Source organism: Bacteroidia bacterium, from assembly GCA_033391075.1.
Classification (GTDB): domain Bacteria; phylum Bacteroidota; class Bacteroidia; order J057; family J057; genus JAWPMV01.
Genome location: JAWPMV010000001.1, coordinates 1,569,429 through 1,587,960, shown reverse-complemented (window position 1 = coordinate 1,587,960; position 18,532 = coordinate 1,569,429). Strand labels below are relative to the sequence as shown.

12 protein-coding genes are annotated in these 18,532 nt (G+C 43.8%); 1 reads left to right on the top strand and 11 read right to left on the bottom strand.

All coding sequences use genetic code 11. The features are described 5' to 3' along the window. Position 1: 1 nt before the first annotated feature. The 10 genes from R8P61_06340 to R8P61_06295 form a co-directional block, all read right to left on the bottom strand. The gene (locus tag R8P61_06340; GenBank protein MDW3646658.1) at positions 2 to 1,573 is read right to left on the bottom strand and encodes an exo-alpha-sialidase; all 1,572 of its coding nucleotides are present in this window, start codon (positions 1,571 to 1,573) and stop codon (positions 2 to 4) included. A 7-nt stretch (positions 1,574 to 1,580) separates the two neighbouring features. Then, the gene (locus tag R8P61_06335) at positions 1,581 to 3,425 is read right to left on the bottom strand and encodes a sulfatase (GenBank protein MDW3646657.1); all 1,845 of its coding nucleotides are present in this window, start codon (positions 3,423 to 3,425) and stop codon (positions 1,581 to 1,583) included. Between the two features lie 10 nt (positions 3,426 to 3,435). Then, entirely contained in the window at positions 3,436 to 4,443 is a 1,008-nt protein-coding gene (gene iolG / locus R8P61_06330) for an inositol 2-dehydrogenase (GenBank protein MDW3646656.1), read from the bottom strand. A 212-nt stretch (positions 4,444 to 4,655) separates the two neighbouring features. Continuing rightward, the gene (iolC, locus tag R8P61_06325; GenBank protein ID MDW3646655.1) at positions 4,656 to 5,666 is read right to left on the bottom strand and encodes a 5-dehydro-2-deoxygluconokinase; all 1,011 of its coding nucleotides are present in this window, start codon (positions 5,664 to 5,666) and stop codon (positions 4,656 to 4,658) included. A 1-nt stretch (position 5,667) separates the two neighbouring features. Then, positions 5,668 to 6,558, bottom strand: a complete 891-nt coding sequence (gene iolB / locus R8P61_06320; GenBank protein ID MDW3646654.1) for a 5-deoxy-glucuronate isomerase — start codon at positions 6,556 to 6,558, stop codon at positions 5,668 to 5,670. Positions 6,559 to 6,565: 7 nt separating this feature from the next. Beyond that, the gene (locus tag R8P61_06315; GenBank protein ID MDW3646653.1) at positions 6,566 to 7,585 is read right to left on the bottom strand and encodes a Gfo/Idh/MocA family oxidoreductase; all 1,020 of its coding nucleotides are present in this window, start codon (positions 7,583 to 7,585) and stop codon (positions 6,566 to 6,568) included. A gap of 74 nt (positions 7,586 to 7,659) precedes the next feature. Next, complete coding sequence (gene iolE, locus R8P61_06310) at positions 7,660 to 8,562, bottom strand: myo-inosose-2 dehydratase (protein MDW3646652.1); 903 nt, start codon at positions 8,560 to 8,562, stop codon at positions 7,660 to 7,662. 5 nt (positions 8,563 to 8,567) lie between these two features. Beyond that, positions 8,568 to 10,487: a 3D-(3,5/4)-trihydroxycyclohexane-1,2-dione acylhydrolase (decyclizing) gene (iolD, locus tag R8P61_06305; protein ID MDW3646651.1), complete on the bottom strand. Its 1,920-nt coding sequence runs from the start codon at positions 10,485 to 10,487 to the stop codon at positions 8,568 to 8,570. An 11-nt stretch (positions 10,488 to 10,498) separates the two neighbouring features. Continuing rightward, complete coding sequence (locus tag R8P61_06300) at positions 10,499 to 12,103, bottom strand: solute:sodium symporter family transporter (protein ID MDW3646650.1); 1,605 nt, start codon at positions 12,101 to 12,103, stop codon at positions 10,499 to 10,501. Between the two features lie 71 nt (positions 12,104 to 12,174). Then, positions 12,175 to 15,069, bottom strand: a complete 2,895-nt coding sequence (locus tag R8P61_06295) for a bifunctional fucokinase/fucose-1-phosphate guanylyltransferase (GenBank protein ID MDW3646649.1) — start codon at positions 15,067 to 15,069, stop codon at positions 12,175 to 12,177. 80 nt (positions 15,070 to 15,149) lie between these two features. On the opposite strand from R8P61_06295, the gene R8P61_06290 reads away from it, so the two are divergent. Further along, complete coding sequence (locus R8P61_06290) at positions 15,150 to 16,631, top strand: serine hydrolase (protein ID MDW3646648.1); 1,482 nt, start codon at positions 15,150 to 15,152, stop codon at positions 16,629 to 16,631. A 153-nt stretch (positions 16,632 to 16,784) separates the two neighbouring features. Here R8P61_06290 and R8P61_06285 read toward each other — a convergent pair whose 3' ends face one another. Continuing rightward, positions 16,785 to 18,317 (bottom strand): sulfatase, encoded by a 1,533-nt coding sequence (locus tag R8P61_06285; GenBank protein MDW3646647.1) that lies wholly within the window; start codon positions 18,315 to 18,317, stop codon positions 16,785 to 16,787. Positions 18,318 to 18,532 lie beyond the last annotated feature (215 nt).

The following is an 18,532-nucleotide window of genomic DNA, read 5'->3' as shown; positions in this document are numbered from 1 at the left end:
CTTATTCTGAAATTAAGTCTGCTAAAGAAATCCGTTGGAAAAACATCTCTTTCTGGCCTTCATAAAGAATGCCAATAGTTTCCTCATCTATCATCGTCAAACAAGAATAGCCATATGAATTGTCTTCATTAAGCAAGAGATGATACTTAGTCGGCCAGGATTTCCCCTGATCTCTACTGACTTTGAGGGTCATCCGTCTTCTGGGGCCTTTGGAGACTGCTGGATTAGAAAAAAGCAGGAGTTCCTCTCCTTTATAAGTTGTGCTAATGAGGCTGCCCATACAGACAGGTTCAGGTAAGGCGTTTCCTGAACTGCTATGTTCTTCCCAGCTTTTGCCTAAATCGCGGGTGATCGCCACTGAACGAAATCCTCCCTGAGGGTTCTCCCTGCCCCGATCATCTCTCATATTCAGCATAAGGTCGCCATTGCTCAATTCCACGATTTGTGATTCCGTAGTTTTGGATTTGGCTCCAGTTCCGATTATCCAGGTCTTTCCATGATCTTTGCTATAAATCAAAGTCGAATGGGGAATCTGATCTTTATTTTTAAACTGTGCGGGAAAAACCAGGGTTCCATCTTTCAACTGGATGCCCTTTCCCGGTCCTTGCAGTAAAAGATACCAGGAAGGATCCTTAATCTGAGAAGTGATGTTGATAGGCTCTGACCAGCTTTTTCCATCGTCCTCACTTTTCACCAGGACAAATTGACTGGTTTCTGTGGGTTCCATTCCAGGCTTTGAAGCCCACCAGTTTCTCTTGCCGGGATGTCCATGCGCCCAAATTGCTGCAACCCAAATCACCCCTTTTTCCCGATCTACCAAAACGGAGGGATCACCGATTCCATTTTCAATTTCCGGCTTTCCTCCCCATCTTTTCATGTCCATGATGATCTTCATAGGCTCCCACGTCTTTCCTCCATCCATAGAACGGGACATACCTACATCCACGTCTTCCTGAAGATCGGTCGAACTATTCCGCCGGGTATCATAGACAGCAATCAGAGTTCCCTTCTTGGTAGTCGCGAGTCCAGGTATACGGTAGGTATCTACTCCTTCTTGTCCTTGCTTTCGAATTAGCTGTCCAACGCTTAGTCTCTGAAGGGGAGTTTTTTCTTTAATATCAGAAAGTATTTCATGATCAAAACCCAAAGAGAGGCAAGAATATTTAAGCCACCCATCCAAAGGATACTCATTATCCAGGGCAACACTCATCCATAAATAATGCTTTCCTTTCCCCAATTTCAGACTACCTTCAAATACCATAGATTCTTTTCCTGAGCGAGTAAAAGAGAATTGCTCTTGGGAGGCAGGCAAAAGCGTATCCTTGCTATAATAAATACGCATGCTTTGAATCTTTTCAGGCGCAGTTGTCCCGGAATTGCTTAAATAAATTTCTTCCAGCACGAAAGGCTTTTCTGCATCCTTATTTTCCAGCTCCAGATAGAGAATCACATTATGCTCTTTGCCAAGCAAAACAGGTCTAATCTTTTGATACTGTATCGCATGAATATCTTGCCCTAACAAGCCATTCAGAATAGCGGGAATCAGGAGAAAAAGCAGAACTAGTCTTCTCATTTCGATCTTATTTATCCAGTAGGTATTCCAATCTTCTCATCACCAATGCGTCTCCTTCTGTCAGCCATTTGGCATTAAATTTCAATCTTCTCAAATCAAAAGAATAGGCTTTAGCATCCATCAGAAGGGTTACTGTATTCAATATGAGATTGGCTTCTGTTTTTGTTTTAGCAGCTTCTAATATTTGCAGGATATTTTTTTCCGGGTCTTGTTCATCGGTCAGGGCAAGAAATTCGGTAGCCCTCAGTCTTACCAGATTATTTTCATCTGCCACAGCCAGAAATTTGGCCAAAGAATAATAATATTTGGCGGACTTCCCATGAGAACTCAGGACTATGCTCGCCCAGAATCTTTTCCAGGGATTAGACGAACGGAAGATTTCCTTGAGTCGCTTTTTGGCTTTTTTGAATGGAACTAATTGCAAATCGGCAATCTCCCGAAGCTCCTGAATCAATTCTTTGTTTTGCTGCCCGAAAGCGACGGGATTTCCAATGCCCTGCTCAATAAAATATGGTTCCGGGATAAAACTAAGATCAATCATTTGATCCATATGCTTCGTAAAGGCCTGCCTAATAGCTATTAATTCATCTTTATATTCAGGATCATTGGAGAGATCGTTTACCTCATGCGGATCCTTACTGAGATCAAATAGCTGTTCAGCAGGACGGGGCTCAAAGAATTGTCTTTGGACTTTATCGAGTTGGTCTGCCTGGTAAAGCTCTCTCCATTCCTGATAGAGAAGCATTCGATAGCGATAGAAATTGTGCAAACCATCATAATTGAATGGTTGATAATTACGGATGTACTTGAGATTGCCTTTGCGATAGCTGCGGACGAAATCATATTTCTCGTCAAAACGATCTGCATAGCCGAATACATAATCTCTTCTTTCCCAGTCTTCCTTACTCACTCCATTTCCCAAAAAAGGCTTACCATCTATGCCTTCCGGAATTTCAGCGCCAGCCAAATTGAGTACCGTAGGTCCAAAATCCATAAAATTCACAAAAGGATCGACTTTGCTTCCCATATCTGCGGGTGCCAGGGTTTTCCATTTTTCGGGAATATAGACTACCAAGGGCACATGCAATCCACTTTCATAAATGTATCCTTTGCTTCTGGGCAGTACTCCTCCATGATCTCCATAGTAGAAAATGATGGTATTATCCATTAGGTCATCTTCTTCCAATTGATTGAGGAAGGCACCAATTTGTTGATCTACCTTTGCATGCAAGTCATGGTATTTGGCATAGGTATATCTACTGATTTCTGTATTGGGATGGTAGGGGAATGGCGTGATGTCATCAGGATTTTTTTCTGTGGGATTAGCCGCCATTTCTTCCCGACTAAAATGGAGTCTTCCTTCATGGGTCGTTCCAAAATTCTGTACGTGAAAGAATGGCTGGCCTTCCTTTCGGTTTTTATAGGTCGCTTTACGAGAGGATTCATCCCAAACCCCTTCGCTTTTTATGATGTTATAATCTTCCTTCGCATTATTGCTTGTATAATAGCCAGCCTGTCGTAGATAATAGGGAAACATCTGAATCCCTTCAGGCATAGGAGCTTTCTGGGTCCTCCTATGATATTGTACCCCGATTCGAGGAGCGTAACAAGAAGAGATCAAAGTACTTCTCGCCACAGAACATACGGGTCCCTGAGAAAATGCATGGGTAAAGGTCAAGCCCTTTTTTGCCAGATTTTCTATGTGAGGCATTTTAGCAGCTCCTTTCGTATACATATCCAGGTAGTGGATGGAATTATCCTCTGAAACCAGCCAAAGAATATTGGGTTTGTCCTGGCACCAACTATAGAGTGGGAGGAAACAGCATAGCAACAGTAGTTTGAGGAATTTCATGTAAAAGAGGTTAAAGCTCCGAAAGTAAAACAGGTCTGTTTTCGTCCATTGAACGCTTGGCTGCTACTGCAATCTTTGTTGCCATTAGCGCATCATAAGCATCACAGGGAACGGCTTTATCCTCCCAAATAGCCAGGATAAATTCCCGCATTTCCACATAGTAAGCCTGGGTATATCTCTCCATGAAAAAATTCAATGCCGGAGGGCCGTGACTGCCTTTTTCATCATAGAAATATTGAGTATTGGCATATTCATTTTTGATCTGGGACATACCTTTCGAACCAAAGATCTCCATCCGCTGATCATAGCCATAAACAGCTTTTCGACTATTATCAATACAGGCCAAGGTTCCATCTTCGAAAGTCAATTGAATGGTAGCGGTATCCACATCACCAGCTATTCCGATGGCAGGATCGACCCGCACAGCTCCCTTCGCATATACTTCTTTCACCTCTGAACCAACAATGTATCGAGCCATATCAAAATCGTGAATGGTCATGTCCATAAACAAGCCTCCAGAACCTTCGATATAGGATACCGGAGGAGGTCCGGGATCGCGACTGGTAATCCGCAAAATATGCGGCTCCCCTATATTCCCTGCGAGTACCTGCTCCTTAACCGCAGCGAAATCAGCATCAAAGCGTCGGTTAAATCCCACTTGCAATTTGATGCCCGCTTTTTTGACTGTTTCATCGATAGATTGAATCTTATCTACCGTCATTTCCAGGGGTTTTTCACAAAAAATGTGTTTCCCGGCTGCTGCTGCTTTTTCAATGTATTCTTTGTGGGTTCCGGTTGGAGAACAAATCACTACCGCTTCGATTCCCGGATGCGCAAGCAGTTCTTCATAGCTTTGGTAAAAGCTATCCACGCCATAAGATTCTGCCACAGCACGGGTTTCTGAATTGGGATCTGATACGGCCAGGACCTCAGCTTCCGGCAGACGGAAAACCAGACTTTCCAAATGTACTTTTCCAATTCTACCCAGGCCTGTAAGACCTATTTTTATTTTTTTCATTAGCTTGATGGTTTTCTAATAATGGGTGCTGTCGCATCCTTAATTTTAATAAATTATTCCTAAACAACATGGTCATTGGGAGCTCTTGGAAAGAGCGAAGCAATCTCCTTAGCTGAAATAATTTCTCATTTTCAAGGGGATTGCTTCGCCGGAATCGCCGGCTCGCAATGATAGCTAAGCTGGGTGTTTCTGATTGGCAATCTTTATCATATTCATAAGCCCCCTTTTTCATTAGCAAAATCCAAGGCTTCCTTCAGACGAGGCATAAAATTGGCACAACCATGTTGAGTGACCAGAATGGCTCCACAGGCATTGCCCATACGTACCGCCTTGTATAAATCCCAGTCTTGCATACAGCCATATACAAATCCTCCTGCAAAGGCATCCCCAGCTCCTAAAATATTGAGTATTTCAACCGGAAAGCCTGGTACCCGCACTTCAGCTTTCCCGCGCTCAAAAATCGAAGCACCCTCTGCCCCTCTTTTAACAATCAACGTTTTCACCCCCAAGTCCAAAATTCTTTGAATGGCTTTATCCAGATTTCCTTTGATCTCCGGGGCCGATACCTGTTGATGCTTGATTTCTACTTGCGAGGCATCTTCAAGGCTGGCCGCAAGTACCTCTTCCTCCGTCCCGATGGCAATTTCCACTTTGGATAATAATGCCCGTAACATCACTCCATAAGCCCGGGTATCAAACCATTGATCAGCCCGAAAATCCAGATCGAGAAATATTCTCGTTCCTGCCGCCTCAGCCTGCTCAGCTGCAAAGAAGGTTGCGGTTTTACTTGGATCGAAACTCAAGGCATTTCCTGAGAGAACGATGGCTCGGAATTGTGTAAAATCAATCGCCTGAACATGATCTATATTGACCGATAAATCGGCCGCATTATTTCGATAGAAAACCAGGGGGAATTTATCCGGGGGTTCTATCCCGAGAATAACAGCTGAACTTCTCGTGCCCGGAATGACAGGAATGAATCGGGTATCCACCTTTTCCTTATCGAGAAAGTTTTTGATGAATTTTCCTACCTGATCATCTCCAAATCCTGTAAGAAGCGCCGTTTTCAATCCTAGTCGACTGCAACTCACGGCTATATTAGTCGATGAGCCACCCACAAAGGCTCCAAAAGAGGAGATCTCCTCGAATGCAGCTCCCAGATCATTGGAATATAGATCGATGGAGGAGCGGCCAAATGTGAGTACGTCATAGGCTCTAGGCATATCAGGAGGGTTTATTCATTTTTGCAGTTACTATAGGCAAGCGAGGATCCTGGCCTTTCCAGCTTCCATATATCCATTTGTGATCCGGATCGTCCGTATTCGCCAGAGATTGATCGCTACCGGTAAGGAAATTTAAGTAATAGACATTGTAGCCATGGCCAGCAACTACCGGATGATAACCTTTGGGTACGAGGACTATATCATTGTCTCTGGCCCTCACCATTTCATCCAGGCTTCGGTCATAGGTATATACTTGCTGAATGGCATAGCCCTGAGGTTTATCTATTTTATAGAAATACACTTCTTCCAATCGAGCTTCCAGCACATTTCCTTCTTCATCCAAAATACGTTCATCGTGTTTATGTGCAGGAAATGAACTCCAGTTTCCCGAGGGGGTGTAAACCTCCACACATACCAAGCGGTGGCAATCAAAACCGGGTTCCAGCAGACTATTGATCTGACGATTGGCATTATCGCCTCCCCGAATTTCGATGGCACATTCTTCCGGGCGTTTCAGATAAGCCGGATGATCCTGATCTGTTTCGCACCATCCTATGGCTATATCGAGTTCATCACTATCCGCAGTAAGGGTGAAGGTAGTATTTCTTGGTAGGTAAAGACTATGTGCTATTCCACTAAATACATCTTTTCTCCCATTTTTGGTGGACCAGTTTCCTTTATCCGAGCTTACTGAGAAGTTTCCCCCCAATAAGATGATTGCATATTCATTGTCCTCGGTTTCATGTCTCCACTTTTCTCCTTTTTTCATTTTCCTTGCCTGAAAATTGAGGAACTCCCAATCGGCTTCTTCTTTCCGGAGGTCCTGGTAAATCCCTTTGGAATTATCCATTTGGGCTTTGGCAAGCAGGGGGCTTTTTTCTGATCGGGTCATGGCAAATTTATCTGATGATTTTTTCTACTTGATTGGAATGATATGAGTTGGTCATGGCAGTAGTAGTTCGCGTGGCTTCTGTTGCATCCGAAATTTTCAATTCTGGTTCTCTTCCGTTCTGCAAACAATCTATGAAATCCTGAGCCATGAGTAAAAAAGCTTCTTCGAATCGATCCCAGAAGGTCTCTACACATTCTTTCCGGGCTCCATGTTTATCGTATATTTCTACCCGGTTTATTCCTGCAGGCCTTCCTATTCTCAAACTTCCCTCTGTCCCCGTAATTTCAGTATATGTATCATGTCCGTGCATGGCTGTTCGGGAAGCATGAAGAATGGCCATCCCCCCATTTGTAAAGCGGCAGGTACTGCTCACATTATCCGCATCACCAATTTCTGCAAAGCCGGGATATTTATAGGCACCACCCAGAGCCCAAACTTCGCTTACATTGTCCTGTAAATACCAGCGAGCCAAATCCACATCATGGACATTATAATCATGAAAAAGGCCCCCACTACTTCCGGCATATTCCAATTGGAAACCGGCCAGGGTATCTTTATCTACCGTCTGAGACCGAACCATAAATACCTCTCCTATAGCGCCGGACTTTACTTTCTCCCAGGCATATCGATAACTCTTGTCAAACCTTCTCACAAAGCCAACCACCGCTTTTTGTTTCGGATACCTGGCAGCAATTGTTTCCACCCGCTGGCAATCTTCTATACTTATGGCCAATGGTTTTTCACTAAAAACATGAAAGCCTGCTTCCAAAGCTTTGATCATATGCTGTGCATGCATATTGGTTGAGCTGATCACAAAAATGGCATCCAATTGATCGAGCCTGAGCATATCCTCATACTGCTCAAAAGTATGCCTTACTCCCATTTCCTCTCTCGCCCACTTCAATTCCTCTTTATTCAAACTACAGGCAGCCAGCAGTTCCGCATTCCTAATTTTGAATGCGATATTTTCCGCATAGGATTTTCCTAAACGTCCCAGACCGACTATGCCTATGTTGATTTTGTTCATATTAAACGTATTGCTGTGTTGGCGTGCTGACATCTTGGAATTGATTTTGAATAAACACCAATACACCAGGACCTTTATTTTCCAATCCTGCTCCTCAAAAACTCCCTTGCCATTTTTGCATATTTCAGCGGATTGGCTTTGGCCGGGTCCTGCTCGGCTTCTATTACAATCCAGCCTTCATAATCGCTTTTATTCAATACTGAAAATAAGGCATCATAATCGATGCATCCTTCGGGATCGCCGGGCACAGTAAAAACTCCATGTTTGACCGCTTTCAGAAAGCTCCACTTTTCATCTTTTACTTGTTGAAGAATCCCTGGCCGAACGTCTTTGAGATGGATGTGAGCCGTGCGAGGCAAGTATTTTTCCAGGGCCTTTACCGGATCTTCTCCTGCAAAAGTAAAATGACCACAATCGTAATTGAGCCAAACATATTGAGGATCGGTTCCATCCAGAAAACGATCCGTTTCCTCCATGCTCTGTATAGCTGTACCCATGTGGTGATGAAAGGCAAGCTTCATCCCACGATCATGCGCCATTTTTCCCAACTCATTCATTTTACTACAATAGTCTTTCCAGGCATCTGCTCCCTCCAACATTCCTTTGCCTTCAAATACCGGCACATCCAATTGCCCCTGGCAACTATTTCCTGTCTCTCCTCCTCCAATTATTTTAGCTCCCATGGATTGTAGAAAATCGAGTAGAGAAGAGAAATTTCGTTTGTTTTCCTCCAGAGATTTTGTAGTCAATTCATAACTAAACCATTGATTGCATATTCTTAAGCCACGCAAGTCAAGTGCTTCTCTAAGCACATTGGTATCCCGGGGATATTTATTGCCCACTTCACAGCCTTCATAGCCTGCCAGGGCCATTTCACTTAGGCATTGTTCAAAAGGGATTTCACCTCCCAATTCCGGCATATCATCATTGGTCCAGATAATGGGGGCAGCTCCTATCCTGATTTTGTTTACATCCATAGTATTCAATCAGCCCAGGATTCAGCATCAATGGGCGGTTTTAGGTAATATCTTTGATTTTTTCTTTGATTTTCATATTCCTCATAGGCCTCTTGCACTCCCTTTCTTTCCGAGACCTCTGAGACCGGAACTTCCCACCAACTGTAGCCCTCCATTCCCTGATATCGATCTACCTCCACATAAATGACCGTAGTTCGGTTGGTAGTTTTAGCTTCTTTCATTCGTGCCTCGAATTCCTGAATATCTTTTGCTCGCAAGACAATGGCGCCTAGAGACTCAGCATTTTTTGCGAGATCGACCGGAAGATATTGTCCCCTGGCCTCCTCCTGACTGATCTCATCTCCAGCGATCCTGTCTTTCTCCTGATCACGATATAAATAGCGGGTACCAAAGCCTTCGGTTCCCAATGAGCGCGACAATCCGCCTATGCTGGCAAATCCATGATTATTGATCAGGACGAGGATAAGCTTCATACCTTCTTGTATGGAGGTAATGATTTCCTGTGCCAACATCAGATAACTTCCATCTCCTACCATCACATAGACTTCCCTTTCGGGTGCTGCCATTTTTGCTCCCAGACCTCCTGCAATCTCATATCCCATACAGGAGTATCCATACTCCAGATGAAAGTTTTTTGTGTGCCTCGCTCTCCAGGCTTTGTGCAAATCTCCCGGCATACTACCCGCAGCACAAATCATGATGGCTCCTGGATCGGAAAGTTCATTTACCCTGCCTATCACTTCTCCCTGGCTTATGCCCGGATGGTTGAGATTATAAATCTCATCCACTTTGGCATCCCAGGATGAGTTGAATTTCCGGACTTTCGACCTATAGGCAGATTCTACTTCGTATCCTTGTAAAAGCTGCATCAATTCCTCCAAACATACCCGGGCATCTGCAACCAATGGAAGCGCAGCATGCTTATGGGCATCAAAGTCAGCAATGTTGATATTGATGAACTTCAGATCAGGGTTTCGGAAAAGAGATTTGGAAGAGGTAGTAAAATCGCTGTATCTGGTTCCAATTCCGATGATAATATCTGCTTCAGCCGGGATTTCTACGCCTCCGGGAGTTCCTGTTACTCCTATAGCTCCTAAATTTTGAGGATTATCATAAGATAAGGATCCTTTGCCCGCAAATGTTTCGGCTACAGGAATTCCCGTTCTATTCACCAACTCCTGTAAAACCTGATCAGCTCCTGAATAGATTACTCCTCCTCCTGCAATGATGAGGGGTTTTTTACTCGATTTAATCCAGGCAGCGGCTTTTTGAAGCATGGCAATATCCGGTCTGGGACGGCTGATGTGCCAGGTTCTCCTTTCGAAAAGTTCCTTTGGAAAATCAAAAGCTTCTGCCTGAACATCCTGCGGCATAGCCAGAGTAACTGTTCCTGTTTCTGCCTGAGAAGTAAGCACTCTCAAAGCTTCCGGTAATGCAGTGATCAATTGTTCTGCTCGGTTGATGCGGTCCCAGTATTTGGACACGGGCTTAAAACAATCATTGGCTGAGTGATCCTGTGAAAGTGCGGATTCAATTTGTTGCAGGACGGGCGCTACATTTCTGCGGGCGAAAATATCTCCGGGCAGGAGTAAAACCGGCAGGCGATTTACCGTAGCTAATGCAGCTCCGGTCAGCATATTGGTGGCTCCCGGACCTATAGATGAGGTGCAGGCGAAAGTGGAAAGACGGTTTTTCACCTTGGCATAGGCTGCGGCTGAATGAACCATGGACTGTTCATTTCGGCACTGGTAGTAGGGAAATTCAGGATATTGCTGAAGGGCTTGCCCTAAACCTGCCACATTTCCATGTCCAAAAATACCAAAGCATCCTGCAAAAAATTTCTCTGACATTCCATCTCTTTCCACATATTGCTGATGAAGAAATTTTATGGTAGCCTGGGCAACAGTGAGTCTTTCTGTTTTCATATAAATCCTCTTTAGACATTGGTACCGAGTAAGACATAAATCAATAGGGTAATTACCACCAATACTGCACTTACGATTTTGGCATATTTCCATTCTGCAATATCCACCACTCCTATATCTGTAATCACAAAATTGTTTTGACGAGGATAAATGAGGGAGAAGAGATGCATAACCAGCACATTCAACAAAAACTCTATCCCCCAGATATGGATAAAATGCATGTTTACCTCAAAGACATAATACATCATTACATAGAAAGTCAGGCCGAATATCAGGCCCGCTTTAGCCCCACCTGCAGATACTCTTTTGAAGAAAAATCCTGCCAAAATAACACTGGCCATCGGGATAAAGAATATGCCATTCAATTGTTGGAGAAGTTGATATAATCCTTCCGGGGCATTGGCAACTAAAGGGGCAATCCCGATAGCAAATATGGCCAATACAGCAGAGGTAGCTTTTCCTATCCAAACGATGCGACTTTCGGAGGCATCTGGTTGAACATACTTCTTATACAGATCCAGACTAAAAATCGTGGCCGCACTATTGAGGGCACTATTGAAGGTACTCAGGATTGCCCCGACAATAACTGCCACGAAAAATCCTGTCGCCCAAAGCGGTAAGACCTTTTTTACCAATAAGGGATAAATACTATCCTGATCACCGTAATAGGTATCTCCGAAATAATAATATCCGATGATGCCAGGCAATACAATCACAAGCGGGATCAAAATTTTGAGAATTCCTGTATACAAGAGCCCTTTTTGGGCTTCTTTTAAACTAACTGCTCCAAACACTCGCTGAACCAGGGTCTGATTCATACACCAGAAATACAATTGGTTGATGATAAGACCGGTGAATAATACCTCAAAAGGGAGGATTGAATCCCTAGAGCCTTCGCCAACTGAAACTTCATTGCTAATTACATTGAATTTTTCGGGGGCATGATTATAGACCTTTGACAAACCTTCCAGTATGCTTCCTTCCCCAATGTTCCAAAGGGCAATAAAGGGTACTGCAAGTCCCGCAATCAATAATCCATATCCATTTAAGGTATCGGTATATGCGACCATTTTCAGGCCACCGAAAATGGCGTAAATGGCTCCGATGGTTCCTACGACTAAAACCGTTACCCAAAGCCCCTGGCTTTTACTAATTTCCAGAAGGTCTGAGAGCTCGAAAATACTTTCAATATTTATAGCTCCCGTATATAAAACGATGGGGAGCAGGGTACATACAAAAGATATAATCAGTAATAAGGCGATCAGGGTACGGGTTACTCCATCAAAGCGTTTCTCCAGAAACTCTGGAATAGTAGTGAGCCCCATCTTCAAATAGCGAGGGGCAAAATAAAGGGCCGTCACAATCAAAGCCAGAGTAGAAGTAACTTCCCAGGAAATGATTATTGCACCATTTTTATAAGAGGAACCATTCATACCGATGAGGTGCTCAGTAGAAATGTTGGTCAGCAACATGGATCCAGCGATAACAATGCCCGTCAAACTTCTTCCTCCCAGAAAATAGCCATCTCGGGTATTAAGCGGATCCTTGCGCAATTTCCAGGTAGCATATGCAGCAACGAAGGCTGTAAATGCCAGAAAGCTGAGAAATTGAATCATAGTAGTAGTCTTCTCAGGGAAATTATCAATTTGAAGGATAAAAGGAAAGCCTTCTTGCAGCTATTCTGTAATTAAGTTCTGATTATCTGCAATCCCTTTTTGGAAACGGAGAAATCTACGAACCTCGCCTGTTTATTAGGAGGAGATTTTTGGAGTGTTTCTTTGACCTTGTCAGCTTCCTCTTTTCCCTTTGCCATGATAAATAAAAAGCCTCCGCCACCTGCTCCCAGGAGTTTTGCTCCATAGATATGAGGCTCAATCTGTTTCATAATCTGCTCAACCTGAGGAGGATTGGTTCCGGAATCCAGGGCTTTATTTAATTCCCAGGATTTAGCGACCATTTTCGCAAATCTTTCATAATTGCCATGAATCGCCAGTTCATAGGTTTCTCTCCCATGTTGAAAAATCCGGTGAAGATGCTGTAGGTGTTCTTCGGAGTTCAAAAACATGCCTCTTACGATCTCTCCCAGGATATTATGTGCAATTCGGGTAATGCCGGTATAATAAAGCAGTAAACGATCCGAGTATTCAGCCTCTTCCCACTTACTCCCTTCAACATAATGAATTTCCGGGCTCTGATTTTTTCCAGGTCTGGTTTCCAGGTATTTTACTCCCGGGAATAAGCCTCCATATTGATCTTGCCAGCCGCCTCCGCTTGTTAGCATCTGCTCCAGGATGAGAACTTTGTTCCCAATTTCCATTTTCGACCATCCCAGTTTGTAGGCTTCAGAAATACCCGCAAGAACTGCTGTAGCCAGAATGCTACTGGTCCCCAGCCCTGAGCCTTTGGGTACAGCAGCAAGTAAATTGATCTCAAGCCCTCCTCCTGCCCGCTGGATTTGTGAAGCGAGATTCTCTTCGGGATGTTTGGCATATGCAGGAAGAAATCCAGCCAGCGCAAGGGCAGCTTTGGGAATAGCGAATGCTTCTCCCAATTGATCGTATTTGCTCAAGGAGTCAAATGAATCCACTTCTTCCTGCAAACCCTGATCAATACTATTGAGCTTAAAGTGGTCTTTTCCACTTGCTTTTACGATCACTTCAATAGGAGCTTGCCCATTGATATTGATGGCTACATTCAGTACTTGCCCTCCATAATTCAGGCAATAAGGGGGAGTATCACTCCATCCTCCTGCCAAATCCATGCGTAAGGGAGCACGAGTAATGATGAGCTGATCTTCCAGCAATTTTCTTTTAGGGTTTTGCCGATTCTTCTTGTGCTTGCCTTTAATCAAGCCTCTTAAAGCAGCAAAAGCTTCTGCTTCCCAAAGTCTGGCCTGATCTTCGTTTTTATCCCTGAGATATTGATACATGAACATAGCGGTATGAATCTTATCCATGCCCGCTTTTTTGGGTAAAGCCTCCGTCCCATCAGGCACTATCCCCAATCTTTTGTATTCTTCTGCCAATGCCGCCAAATCCAATCGACTGATCCAGCGGATTGAAGTTTTTTTCAGTAGTTGTTCGAGGTTTTCCTTTTTGAACAAATCCCGCTGATTGTACAGGCGCGTTAAATTTGCCTGATTGCTCAAATCCTCAGCCGTCAATCGTTCTCTTAACCATAATGCGGTAAATGCATCATTTACCTTGGGTTCAGGATCAATCATCCATTGAATGAAGTCAGCATCCATTTCACTTCTTTCTATCAAAGGAAAAAGGGCCGTTTTTTGGATGTCCCTTTCCAAATCCCAATCCAGCTGGTTTTTATCAATGCTTCTTTTTTTCAACCAGTACCAAAGACTATTTCCCATCCAATTCGCCTCTTTTATTCGAGCTTTAAAGAGATCTGAAAATCCATAGGGCCTCAAACAGAACTGATTTTCTCCTATGGGCACAATGTCCAGACAAACATCGTCCTGAAAGTGCAGGGTCCATTCATTTTCAGGAATTCCACTTATCATATGCCGTCGCCCCAGTTTCCATCCTTCAGAAACATGGCTATTCTCTATCCAAATATTATCCTGAAAGCTATTCAGGGGAATATCAATCCGAGAATTTTGGGTAAAGACACGAGGATTCTTGATGGATTTGATTTTTTCTTTATCCGGAACCGGATGAAGGTTGCGCAAGGCAATGGAAGAATGAATCAGTTCATCCGTTCGCCCAAAATGATAAAACTCCCCTTCAGAAAGCCTGACTACTGCACAGGAAAGCTCTTGTATTTCTGGATCTTTGAGTTGGGGTTCATTTCCTAAATACAAACCAAATTCTCCGTATAGGTCATAGTAATTCGGGTGTACCTGTTTAAACTCCTGGCTTTTCCCCTCCCATCCACATTTTTTAAAAAGAAGTTTTACGGCTTTATCGCTAAGGAGCCAGATTCCCAGATCAATTAAATAATGGTATTCATCTATCAGATCGAGAATTTCCGCTTGCTTAGGTTTTTGCAGGCTAAAAGCCCATTCATTGGGATTGTTTCTCGGAGTAAAAAAAACCCCATGCCGACTAGCAACTTCTGGTTTGGCCCACAATCCCAAACATAAAACATCCACTTCTGGTAGATGAGGCAATTTTCCGGAATTTCGAATCAAGGCATCTCCACAAGCAATCAAGGTATTGAGTTTGGGAGGTGCTTTCTTCATTAATGCCTCCAGTAAAGGCAATTGAAGATCAAGCAGGTGTTGGCCATATTTTTGTCCCCGTGCCCAGGAAAGCAAAGGCATAGGAGTCAGGATTTTTCCGGAAGGTGCATAAGCGGGCAATCTTCGACTCTGACCGCCTGCATGAATGATGATTCTTTTTTGGGAAGGTAACCAGCTACTCAAGTTCTCAGTCCGCCCGCTATCTCTCCAGGCTGATTCCATGATATGAACGGTTGCCCCTGCAGAGCCTAATTTCGCTCCCAGCGGATCATGCGCACAAAAATAGTCTTCCTGAGACTTATTTTCTATCTGATGAAAATCATGTGAGAGCTTTGGGGGTAGAGACAATAATACGCGCATCTTCTGTTTTTCCTGAGAACAGATTTCAAAAGAAAGGAAATATAGTGATTTGCCTTCAATTTCATTTATCCCAGGTATTTCTTAGTTTCTATAAAAAACACACGATGACTATTACTACTCAGAAGCAGCAAATCGGGTTTATCCTGATATTTGTATTCCTTTTTGCCTGTAAAGAAAAGGAATCTCATCTAAGTAAGCGGGCGCAAGAATTCGAACTGGATACTCCTTATGTTCCACCTCCGGGAGATGCCTTGTCCCATCATGCCTCGGGCTTTGCAAAAATTCTATGTTCGGCTGTTTTTATCACTGGCCTTGATTTTGATTTTGCAGCTGAACATATCGGATATTTCTCCGCTCCTTATGAGGAAAGGAAAAAGTTTAGCAGCCGAAGTCTGAATGAGGAGGAAAAATCTGTAACGGTAGAATTGCCAAATGGCGTAAAACGCAAAGCTATATATGTGGGTGATCAGGGATGTATTTGCCTTGGAGAAGGAGAGGATCAATTGCATTATCAGCCGAAAGCAATCTCTTCATCTCTTCCTCCCGCAGACAGTTTGCCCTGGCCTATGGGAGACCTACTTGAAGATAAGCCCTTGCCCGATGAATTGGATGTTGAAAAAATTAAAGCAGCTGAAGCTGCTGCCTTTGCAACTCCAGAAGGCCTTACTGCAGCTTTCGTGGTGAGTTGGAAAGGAAGGATTATAGCGGAAAAGTATCGCGAAGGATTAAATATGAATACCCAATTGGAAAGTTGGTCGATGGGCAAAAGCTTGACAGCTACCCTCATGGCAAGCTTAATCCAGAAAGGAGTTTATGAGTTGGACCAAAAAGCTCCCGTACCGGAGTGGCAGGAAGGGAATGATCCTCGTGCAGAAATTCGCATATCCGATATTCTACGCATGTCCAGCGGCTTGCGATTCCGGGCTCCCCAGGACCCTGACTTTGATCCCGATATGGGCTATCCCGATCACCTATATGTATATACAGGAGGAGTCAATTCATTTCACTATGCAGCTACTCGTCCTCAACAGTGGCCTCCCAATACCATCGGGCGCTATAGAAATTCTGATCCCGTACTGGCCAATTATCTGGTAAGACTGGGAGTTGAAGGCATGGGTGAAGATTATCTATCCTATCCACAGCGAGCTTTATTTGATAAAATTGGCGTAAGGCATATGGTTATGGAAACGGACCCTTACGGAAATTTTCTCTTGCAGGGATATGAGTTTGGTACCGCTAGAGACTGGAATCGTCTCGGCATGCTCTATTTACAAGATGGTGTATGGAATGGAGAACGCATTTTAGCAGAAGGCTTTGTTGATTTCGCTAGTCATTTGGCTCCTGCCTGGAAAGCGGATGAGCGGCCGATTTATGGAGGCTTTTTCTGGATCAATGGAGAAGGAGATTTTGCGGTTCCCAAAGATGCATATTTCATGGCTGGAGCCGGAGGTCAATTTACCATCATAGTTCCATCTCATGATTTGGTGGTGGTGAAGTTGAGTCACTATAGTGGGAGTGAGAAGAGTGGAGAAGATCTCAATGTAGCGCTTAAATTATTGATGGAAGCGGTTCCTGAGAGTAAGTAAATACACATTAGATGCATTTAAGATTTAAGAGAAAAGACAAAATTGAACCTTTGCAATCAGTACAGCAGATTGATTAGAAAAAGGGTAAGAGACAGCTCGACTTCTCTCACTCTGACAAAGTTTGTCTTGTCTTCAATAGTAAATCAGCATGCGCTACAATAGTTCATCCGGATAGGGAACCTGGATGCCCGTACTTTTTAGTGAGGGCATCTGGGCTTCGCTTTCCCGGAGATAGTTTCCCAACTCTTTCGCCAGCTGTCCGAAGCTTTGATGATCATCAGGATAGAGGTTTCTACTTTCCCCTATATCCTCTCTGATATTGAAGAGTTCAAAACTTTGGTCCAGATGATAATAAATAAGTTTAAAATCCCCTTTGCGGATAGAAGAAAAAGCACCTATGCCCGGACCACTTGGGCCCCATTCATTGGGATAATGCCAGTAAAGGGCTCGCTCTTGTGTTCCGGAAGCTGGGGCTTCCAATTCTACGACAAAACTCTTCCCATCTATTTTCTGTAAACTTTCAAATTCTCCTATTCCGGCCATCTCCAATATGGTCGGATAAAAATCTTCAATGATTAGGTAATTGGGATTCATCGATCCAGCCTGTACTTTTCCTGACCATTTTACAATCATGGGTTCTCTTATTCCTCCTTCATGGCTCGATCCTTTTCCGCTTGACAAAGGGCGATTGTGGATATGCTTCTCCCCTGCCCTCGTATGAGCACTAAGTCCTCCATTGTCCGACATGAATAAAATGATGGTTTCTTCATCTACCTTCCTTGCTTCCAACAAATCCATCAAATCTCCCAAACTCTTATCCATAGCCTCAATCATCGAAGCATATTTAGCCTCCACCGTATCCAGACCTGCATCATAATATTTCTGAACAAAACGATTGTCGGGCATGATGGGGGTGTGAATACCGTATAGGGCCATGTAGAGAAAGAAAGGCTTCTCCTCATTCAGGCTTGTTTCGATTGCGCTTTTGGCTTCTCGGGTTAATGCTTCTGTCAGAAAGATGTCTTCTCCATGGTATTTCTCAAGGCCAGGAACGGGCCAGGGAGTTCCCTCGAATTTAGGCGTATTGCCAAAGTTTTCAATACCCAAATAGCTTTTAGGCGCTCCTGCTGCATGCCCTGCAATATTTACCTCAAATCCCAGATTTAGCGGATCAGAACCCGGAGTTCCTATGGCTCCAAAATGGGCTTTGCCTGCATGGATGGTTCGGTAGCCATGATCTTTGAGGATCTGTGGAAAGGGGGTAACATGAACCGCATGAGCTGTATTGGTATCCGGACTTAAACCATTGACATTCCAGAAGGGAAAGCTAAGATGCTCATGATTGCTTTCCATAGGTTGAATCTTGTCAGGCCTCAGGGTCCAATTGGTTACCCGATGTTTGGCTGCATTCATACCCGATAGTAGGCTTACGCGAGTGGGTGAACAAACTGCCGTTGCATAGGCCTGGGTAAACTTCATCCCCTCACTAGCTAGGCGTTCCATGTTCGGGGTATGATAGCGCTTATTGAAAGGGGTTTCTTCCGTCCAAAAAGGAACAGAAGTATCCTGCCAACCCATGTCATCAACAAAGAAGAGGATGATGTTGGGAGAGGAGGCTTTTTCGGTTTCTTTTTCCTGACAGGAGTAAAGAAGGATGGGGATAAGTAGTAGTAGTATGCGATTCATATAGCTTCTGGATAAATGCTTATCCAATTTCAGCATTTTTTCTGAATCGGAAATGTTATTCTGGATTATATCTGTTGTCCGCTTTACCTGCTGACCCCTAACTAAGCGAGAGAGCCCTGATCCATGGGTAAGTCGGGGATGACATTTTTTTTGATAAAGGGAATTTAGGCCCCTCCACAAAGGTCTGGATGACAAATGTTTTGTGTTTGAATATG